Source organism: Streptomyces sp. NPDC005195 (genome assembly GCF_040608315.1).
Classification (GTDB): Bacteria; Actinomycetota; Actinomycetes; order Streptomycetales; family Streptomycetaceae; genus Streptomyces; species Streptomyces kaempferi.
Map to the genome: position 1 here is coordinate 1 of NZ_JBEXHZ010000103.1, position 8,396 is coordinate 8,396.

8 protein-coding genes and 1 pseudogene are annotated in these 8,396 nt (G+C 70.3%); 4 read left to right on the forward strand and 5 right to left on the reverse strand.

All coding sequences use genetic code 11. The features are described from left to right. Both ABZV34_RS35510 and ABZV34_RS35515 read right to left on the reverse strand, forming a co-directional pair. Positions 1 to 312, reverse strand: a pseudogene (locus ABZV34_RS35510) (hypothetical protein); the annotation flags it as partial. 12 nt (positions 313 to 324) lie between these two features. Beyond that, the gene (locus tag ABZV34_RS35515; protein ID WP_356286177.1) at positions 325 to 840 is read right to left on the reverse strand and encodes a hypothetical protein; all 516 of its coding nucleotides are present in this window, start codon (positions 838 to 840) and stop codon (positions 325 to 327) included. 283 nt (positions 841 to 1,123) lie between these two features. Here ABZV34_RS35515 and ABZV34_RS35520 point away from each other — a divergent pair, with 283 nt between their 5' ends. Further along, a complete protein-coding gene (locus ABZV34_RS35520) occupies positions 1,124 to 1,567 on the forward strand; it encodes a hypothetical protein (RefSeq protein ID WP_356286180.1) in 444 nt (147 codons plus the stop codon). A gap of 60 nt (positions 1,568 to 1,627) precedes the next feature. On the opposite strand, the gene ABZV34_RS35525 is transcribed toward ABZV34_RS35520, so the two are convergent. Beyond that, the gene (locus ABZV34_RS35525; protein ID WP_356286183.1) at positions 1,628 to 2,995 is read right to left on the reverse strand and encodes a PP2C family protein-serine/threonine phosphatase; all 1,368 of its coding nucleotides are present in this window, start codon (positions 2,993 to 2,995) and stop codon (positions 1,628 to 1,630) included. Positions 2,996 to 3,758: 763 nt separating this feature from the next. Between ABZV34_RS35525 and ABZV34_RS35530 the strand changes: the two genes are divergently transcribed. Further along, complete coding sequence (locus ABZV34_RS35530; protein ID WP_356286186.1) at positions 3,759 to 4,277, forward strand: hypothetical protein; 519 nt, start codon at positions 3,759 to 3,761, stop codon at positions 4,275 to 4,277. An 86-nt stretch (positions 4,278 to 4,363) separates the two neighbouring features. On the opposite strand, the gene ABZV34_RS35535 is transcribed toward ABZV34_RS35530, so the two are convergent. Both ABZV34_RS35535 and ABZV34_RS35540 read right to left on the reverse strand, forming a co-directional pair. Next, the gene (locus ABZV34_RS35535) at positions 4,364 to 5,602 is read right to left on the reverse strand and encodes an MFS transporter (RefSeq protein ID WP_356286189.1); all 1,239 of its coding nucleotides are present in this window, start codon (positions 5,600 to 5,602) and stop codon (positions 4,364 to 4,366) included. A 227-nt stretch (positions 5,603 to 5,829) separates the two neighbouring features. Next, the gene (locus ABZV34_RS35540; RefSeq protein ID WP_356286192.1) at positions 5,830 to 6,708 is read right to left on the reverse strand and encodes a LysR family transcriptional regulator; all 879 of its coding nucleotides are present in this window, start codon (positions 6,706 to 6,708) and stop codon (positions 5,830 to 5,832) included. 218 nt (positions 6,709 to 6,926) lie between these two features. On the opposite strand from ABZV34_RS35540, the gene ABZV34_RS35545 reads away from it, so the two are divergent. Both ABZV34_RS35545 and ABZV34_RS35550 read left to right on the forward strand, forming a co-directional pair. Then, positions 6,927 to 7,286: a DUF6204 family protein gene (locus ABZV34_RS35545; protein WP_356286195.1), complete on the forward strand. Its 360-nt coding sequence runs from the start codon at positions 6,927 to 6,929 to the stop codon at positions 7,284 to 7,286. A gap of 238 nt (positions 7,287 to 7,524) precedes the next feature. Further along, the coding region (locus tag ABZV34_RS35550) for an aldo/keto reductase (RefSeq protein ID WP_356286198.1) at positions 7,525 to 8,396 on the forward strand (872 nt) is incomplete at its 3' end.

Below are 8,396 nucleotides of genomic sequence, written 5' to 3' on the forward strand. Positions count from 1 at the left end.
CAGCAAGATCAATGGCTCGAGCAGACCCTCGGTGCAGCTCTCGCCGCCGTCGGAGGCGGCGAAGTGGGTACCGGGACCGTCTCGATTGAGGTAGGTGAGAAGGAACAGCGGCAGGCTCGCACTCGATATCAGACCGGGCACGCAGCGAAGGGCCCCGCGTCGCGTCGCCAGCACCACTGTGGCGATCAGGGGGACCGGCAGGATGAAGACCCCGATCGACAGCACGGTCAGCAGGGCGAGCAAGTAGCCGGATCCGGTCAGGAGCCATCCGGTGAAGAGCAGCCAGTCGCGTTGGTCGCCGGTGATTCTCACGACACCTCCCTGCTACAGATCATGCCACCACGACTGCCGCTCCAACCTGTCCAGTTCGCGTTCTGCCCAGGCGTCGAACCCCGAACCGACGGCGTCGTCCTCGACGGACGGGATCGTCCCGCCGACCGCCTCGGCCCACTGACTTCCACGGACGGAACGGGACGTCGAATGCCGCACGAGCAGCCCCTCCCCGACGAGTTGGCGCCCGACCCGTACGGCAGGCCTGTCCTGCGGGACTCCAGGCACCCGGAAGGAAGGGCGGGCGTAGACGTTCGCGACAGTGGGGACCGGTGGATCACGCAGCCAGGTGACGCCCGGCGGAGGGTTCTCACGCAGCCACCCGGGGGCCTCGTCCGGATGATGGATCGTGAGGATCATTGCGAGACGTCCGCCCCCGTAGTGGGGTTCCGGCTTGGTGACCACGGCCACGTAGACGTGGGTGTGCGGGGCGCTGTCCGGCCCGTCGACTTCACACACGACGACTTGGCCCACCGCGGTGATCAAGGGCTGCAGTCGAGCTCTCGGCATGATCTCAGCATCGCAGGTCCCACGCCGCGCCGATCACCCGTGCCGTGCGGCGCGCGGACGCCATCCCGGCCTCAGCCATCTTCCGAACGCGTGGCCCGACACGTCAATCGCTGTGGGAGTACGAGGCCGGGTACCGTCAGCCGGCCGGGCGGGTCCGAGCGGAATCGATGTCGCCGTCCGGTCGGCCATCATGGCCCAGAACCGCGCGCCACCTTTTCGCGTCCTGGCCATTTTGCGGGGTGACGGCCACCGCGCGGGGTGCGAACAGCGGCAAAGGGTGATCATGAGGCGGAAATGGGTGCTCGCCGTGGTACTGGCGTTCCCGGCGGCATGCGCGGGGTGGATCGCCTGGACGGTCGTCACCGTCCTGACAGCGGACCCGATCACCCAGGTGGAAGCCGCCTCGTGCGAGGACGCCATGCGGTACGCGGACCAGGACGGGCTGCCCCAGGGAGCCCACCATGCCAAGTGCACGGTCCGCGTCTGGCTGGACACGACGTACGAGGCGCGGTTCACGCTCACACGAGCGGATCTGGGAACGTGGCTGAAGGAGGCCTATCCCGGCACCGTTCTCACCTCGGAGGCCTGCCTCGGTGAACCGTTGGACGCCTGCGCGCACATCGATCTGAACCCCGCCGCCGACGGCGGGGCCATGGCGATAGACATGGACGTGCAGTACGGCAAGGACTCGACCGCGGTCGTCGATTTCTGGGCGTACGACGTGTGACGCCGAGTTCGCCGCCGTGCGGGAGGGGAGGCCGGGGCTCGACGGGCGGGAGTGACGCGGTCAGCCGCATCCCACCTGGGCCGGGTCCTCCAGGGAGGCCAGGCCGTCGTCCGCGCCATCGCGCTGCCGCCGCACACCGCTGTCGCTCAGGCGCTGGACCGTGACCATGGCGGCGTCGTCGTTGAGGCGCATGTTCCCGCCCACATGAGCGGTCAGGCCGTCGAGAATGTACGGGAGCAGCTCATCCAGGTCCCTGTCCGGCCATGCGGCGATCCGGTCCTCGAGGTCGAAGAAGTTGCCCTTGGGGTCACGGGCTTCGATGACGCCGTCGGTGTAGAGGAGCAACAGGGCTTCCTCGGCCAGGGGCAGCACGGTCGTGGTGTAACTCTGCGTGCCGGTGCTGCTCAGCCCGAGGGGCGGCGCGGGCCACCGGGCCGGCACGGGCCGGACCGCTCCTCCCTCGACGAGGTAGGGGGGAGGGTGACCGCAGTTGATCATTCTGACGCACGAACCGTCCGCGGGTATCTCCAGCAGGAGCGCGGTGATGAAGCGCTCCGCGACATCGGGGTCGGTGGCGGCCACTTCTTCGAAATGGGCCTGCACGGCTTCCTCGAGCAGGGCCATGAGGTCGGCCAGCGACGGTGTCCGGCGGGCCGAACTGCGGAATGCCCCGAGAAGCGCGGCCGCATCGTCCACCGCCGCGAGGCCCTTTCCCTTGACGTCTCCGATGAGGAAGCGGACAGCGTCGTCGGCGGAGGCGACGGCGTACAGGTCGCCCCCCACGCGTGCCTGGGGGTGGGAGGCCCGGTACTCCGCCCGAATGCGCAGCGAACCGATGGACGGGGGCATCGGCCGAATCAGGACTCGCTGAACGGCCTCCGCGACGGCCCGTACTCCGAGCAGTTCACGGGTGGACCGTTCCCGCAGGGTGCGAAAGATGATGACGCACAACGAGACCAGAGCGATCGACACGAGGTGCACGACGAACGTGGAGGTACCGAAGAGCCCGTCGTGCCCGTCGAGCACGACGCACGCCGCACAGGAGAGACCGGCGATGGTCGCGGTGACCCGTGCTCCGGCGAGCGCGGCCGTGGCCGCGGGAACCGTGGCCATGAGAGAGCCGAGGTGCTCCGATGTGGGAAGCATGAAGCCGATGCCCAGGATCGCGGCGATCATGGCGATCGCGAAAAGGAACGGACCGTAACGGCTGGCGGTCACCGTGTGTCCAGCCGCCCTGATGCGCGCCGATCGCGCCGTGCGGGGCGGGGCCGTACGGCGCACCGTGCGGGCGAGCCGCGGGAACCAGGCGGTAGGGGTGACGAACCGCAGAGTCTCGTCGAAGGGCGCGGTCCCGGTGCGGCTCTGGTGGTGCTCAGAGCGGCTGTCGCGGGCTCTGCGCGCACGACGCGGCCCGGCTTGGTCCACCATCTGCATCTCCGCTGCGGCGATCCTTGGGACGACTGGCCTGCGCGGAGAATCGTGTGCACATGACCGTGCGTCTGGGCGACCGGAGGGGCGGCAGCGCTTACGGCGAGCTGCCCGTCCGCGGCCGCTGCGTTCGTCCCGCACGACGACTGACGAAACGGCCGGTCGGACCGCTCCGGTGCGGGGGCGAGCGCCCTTCCGGGGCACGCGTACACCAGGGACCACAGGATGAGCCCGCGCTGTCCGGGCCGCCGGGTTGTCGGCGACACGGGATGCCCTGGCGTGCGGAGCCTCATTCCGGCCAAGAGTAGAACCGAGTGAAGAATTGCGCAAGAAAGTCTGCTTTGTCCTGCGGGATCGGACCGGACGGCAACCCTGTACCGACGACCTCGGCCGGTTCTGGCTCCCTCCAGGGAACTGCCGCGGCCCCTTCTGGCCCGACCCGGCCGAGACGGTGACCGGCCCGGACCTCCCCACCCCGCCGACCGTCACGAGGCGGTACCCGCCGGCGTCGGCGAGCGGCACCGTGACGGCGGTCCGGCGCCGGCGGGCGAGCGGATGCGGGCGGTACGCCGCGACGCCTGAGGAACGTGATGTGCAGCACGCGCGGAAGTGTCCCGCGAAGGCACGTGCACGGGTTCTGGCTGGGCACGGCTTGATCGCCGATCAACGAGGGCAAAAACGCTGGCCACGGCATGTTCCACTCATTTGACACCCAGTTGAGGGCACAGATAGGAAACAGCTCTCTGAGGTGGAGAGGTGGACTGTGCACGAGCCGAACGTGGTCGGGGACTGGCAGGAGTACGACGAGCATGCCGGCCTGCGTGTCCGCGTCCACGGCGTGGAGACGGCGGAGCCGCCGCGGGGACGCGACGACGCCGCCGAAGGCCTGGCCTACTTCCGCTGCCGTGTGACCGTCGAGAACCGCGCCGGCGAACATTTCGGCATCCACCTCGAGGACGGGCAGATCGACATCCGTATCGGCCCCGACGGCGAGAGCGCCTTCCTGGACTGGCGCAACTCCCAGTTCATCGAGGGTTACGACGTCTACCCGCTGCGCCGGGCCACCGCGGTCCTCTACGCCGCCGGTCCGGAGACCTCGCTGCCCCGGGTGGACATCCAGATCCAGCTGAAGGTCGACGACGAGTGGACCGACCGGTACCTCTGGGCGGGCGGTATCGATCTTTCCGAGCGCCTGGTCGACGCCGACATCCGCGCCGATCTCGGCGGGGACACCCTCGCCTGCCAGGTGAGCAACTTCCTGAGGAAGGAAGCCGGTTCCTGACAGGTGGGGCTGACGGCGTCGCCGGGGTGTCCGGTCGGCCGCCCGTCCGGTCGGGCGTGATGTGCCGGTGGGGCGTGACGTGCCGGTCAGGTGGTGCGTGCGGCGGTACTGCGGCCCGCACGGCGCTCCGTCGTCCAGTAGAGGAGGGCCGGCACGGGCAGGGCGGCGCCGAGGACGCTGACGGCGGTCCAGCCCGCCGCGTGGTACGCGATCGAGCCGAACTGGGACCCGAGCGCGCCTCCGACGAAGAACGTCGCGATGAAGGCACTGTTGAGCCGGGAACGGGCGTTCGCGTCGAGTTGGTAGATGGTGTGCTGGCCGAGGATCAGGGTGGTCTGGACGGCCATGTCGATCAGGACCGCGGCCACCGCGAGCAGGGCCACGTGCTCCTGGCCGAAGCCCGCGGCCGCGAAGGCCACGACCGCGACGACGAACGCGACGCCGGTCACGGGACGCACGTACCCCCGGTCCGCCCAGTGCCCGGCGAACGGGGCGACGGCCGCACCGGCGGCACCCACCAGGGCGAACAGGCCCACTCCGACGGGGGAGTAGCGGAAGTGAGGGCCCGTCAGGACGTACGACACCGTCGTCCAGAACGCGCTGAACGCACCGAACATCGCCGCCTGGTAGAGACCGCGGCGAAGCAACACGGGGTGGGTGCGCACCAGTCGCGGTGTGGAGCGCAGGACTTGGGTGTACGGGATGGTCGTGGTCGGCGCGTGCTGCGGCAGTGCGGCGTGCAGCGCGAGGGCCAGCAGTGCCGTCAGGACGGCGGAGCCGAGGTAGACCACGCGCCAGCCGGCCACGTCGGAGACCAGACTGCTCAGGGTGCGGGAGAGCAGTATGCCGGTGAGCAGGCCGCTCATCACCCGGCCGACGATCCGGCCGCGGGCGTGATCGGGGGCGAGGCTCGCCGCGAAGGGGACCAGGATCTGGGCGACGACCGAGGTGCCTCCACTGATCAGGGACGCGATCAGCAGCATCGGGAAGTTCGTGGCGAGGCCGGCCGCGACCAGGGCGAGCGTGGTCACCGTCAGCAGCACGGTGATCAGCTTGCGCTTCTCCAGCCGGTCACCGAGCGGCACGAGGAAGAGCATGCCCAGGACGTAGCCGACCTGGGTGAGGGTGATGAGTCCGCCGGCGGCCGTCGTGCCGACGTGGAAGACGTCGCGCAGCGAGGACAGCAGCGGCTGGGCGTAGTACAGGTTGGCCACCGTCATGCCGGAGGCCACCGCGAAGAGCGCGACCAGCCATCCCGGTACGCCGTGCGCGGTCGTGCCGGTGGCGGTCCGGTCCGAGCGCTTGAGTTCGGGGGATACGGACACGGGCACCTTCTCGGGAAGGAGAACCGGTGGGACGGCTCGGGGACGGACCGGCTGGCGGCGGAACGGCTTCCCTGTCGCCCGCATGGTTGTCTCAGCGCCGTGGCGGCCCCCTTGCTTCCCCTGCCATGACGATGATCCAAGATGTCTGTCATCTCCAACGGAGATGGACGTGTCCGGAGTACGGCGAGGACGGGTGTGCGTGGCGGGAGGAGCGGCTCCGACTTCGCTCAGGTCATGTGCCGCAGCAGCGCGGCGACCGCCGGCGGCGCCTCGCCGCGCGGCCGGACCACCATCACCTTCCAGCTCGGCGCGTGCCGGTCGAACCGGTGCGTCCGCAGGTCGGGGAACCGGTTGGCGATAGAGCCGGGCAAGACGCAGACGCCCAGGTCGTGCCGGACCAGCTCGGACGCCGCCACGATGTCGTTGACCTCGAAGGTCGGCTCGCGTTCGACGGCGGCGGCACGGAACGCCCGGTCGACGGAGAGCCGGATCGCCCAGCCGGGCGTGAAGTCCACCAGCGGCAGCCGGGCGGCCTCGGCGAGCGTGACCGTTCCTTCCCCGCCGGACCCGCCGGACCCGCCGAGCGCCCGCTCCGGCGCGGACACCAGCACCATCTCCTCGTGGGACAGGAGCCGGGTGAACAGCCCGCGCTGCTGCTGGCGGTCGAGGGCGACCACGGCCAGATCCACCGTGCCCTCGCGCAGCGCCTGGCGGATGTCGGTCACCGCCGCCTGCCGCAGCCGTACCGACACCTCCGGATGCTCCGCCCGCAGCGCGGCCAGCGGGAGGTGAAGATCGGCCCACACACCCTGCATCGTGCCGACCGTCACCCGTCCCCGCAGCCGTCCCTGGACGACGTCGACCGCCGACCGGGCCTGTTCGGCGGCCCGCAGGGTCGCCCGCGCCGCCGGTACGAAGGCCTCACCGGCCGGGGTCAGCGAGACCCGGTGCGTGGTGCGGTCGAACAGCGTCGTGCCCAGCTCACGCTCCAGCGCGCGCACCGTGCTCGACACGGCGGACTGCACCACGTGCAGCCGCTGCGCCGCCGCCGTGAAGCCGCCCTCCTCGGCCACCGCGACCACGACCTCCATCTGCCGCAGATCCATGTGCTCTCCCGACGCCGCGGATCATTCCCTCATGATGATGACCTTCCGCCGATGGTGCCCCGCGCTCCGGACGCCGCCGGGCCGGTCACACCGCCGGGCCGACACGCCTGACGCACTCGGCCGGCGCCCCGGACACCGCGCCTGAGTGTCGGGCCCGCGGGGTGCGGCGGACGGGAATTCGGTGGAGCCGCCGGGGAGCCGCTGGCTAGGGTCGCGGGATGAGTACTCGCACCTTCCGTATCACCGTGCGCGGTGTCTTCGACGGGCTCGGCACCGATCAGCGATCCGAACTCCTGGCCCGGGCGGCGGAGCACGACGTGCTGCGCGCGGCGTTCACCGCGGACGGGCACCTCAGTTACGACCTGGCCGCACGCGCTGCCTTCACCTTCCGCTTCCTGGACTCGGGCGAAGACGAGGAGGACATCCTGGAGGCGACCGAACGCGCCGAAGAGGCGGCGAAGGCGTGGCTGACCCGGCGCGGCTATCACTACAAGAACCTCAGGTCCAGCGCCGAGGACCTCTCCCAGGCACCCCTGGGCAAGCGACAGCGCCGCGCCGCAGCCGCGAAGTACTTCTGAATCCGCATTCCGGTGCAGGTGCAGGTGCAGGCGCAGGTGTTGGTGCCGGCACCGGTGCCGAGAAGAACTCCTGATGCCACGCCGCCACCGAGGTGTCCCGGGCCGGGGCGGACACTGCACGGCGGCGGGCAACCGTGGCACGACGTCGCCGAGTGAACGACGGGCCCCCACGCCGGGACATTTACCGGTTACATGGTGATCGTCCACCGCGTCGCAGGACCCATGGAAGGGAACCGTCATGCGTTTTCGGAAACTCGGCAGCTCGGACCTGGAGGTCTCGGAGATCTCCCTCGGTTCCTGGCTCACCTACTCCGGCGGCATCCAGGCCGAGCAGACACGCGCCTGCACCGAAGCCGCGTTCGACGCGGGCATCAACTTCTTCGACACGGCCAACGTCTACGGCCGGGGCGCGGCCGAGTCGGCCTGGGGCGAGATCCTCTCCGAGCACCCCCGTGACTCGTACATCCTGGCGACCAAGGTCTGGGGGCAGATGTCGGACACCGACCAGGGCCTGTCGGCCGACCAGATCGGCAAGCAGATCGACGCCTCGCTGCAGCGGTTGCGGACGGACCACGTCGATCTGTACCAGGCCCACCGCTTCGACGTGACCGTGCCGATCGAGGAGACGGTCGAGGCCCTCCAGAAGGTCGTACGGCAGGGCAAGGCCCGCTACCTCGGTTTCAGCGAATGGACCCCCGAGCAGATCCAGGCGGCCGTCGACATCGCGGGCCCGGAGCTGTTCGTCTCGTCGCAGCCCCAGTACTCGATGCTGTGGCAGTCACCCGAGGCGGAGGTGTTCCCGGTGTGCGCGGCCAACGGCATCTCGCACATCGTCTGGTCCCCGTTGGCGCAGGGCGTGCTCACGGGCAAGTACAAGCCGGGACAGCCGCTCCCCGCCGACAGCCGTTTCGCCAACGACGCGATGAGCGGCTCCAAGGACCTCGTCCTCAACGACGCCGCCCTGGAGGCCGTGCAGCGGCTCGTTCCCGTGGCGGAGGGCGCGGGTGTGAGCCTGCCGACCCTGGCGCTGGCCTGGGTGCTGCGCCGCGGTGAGGTGGCCTCGGCGATCACCGGCGCCTCGCGGCCGGAGCAGGTGCACGCCAACGCCGC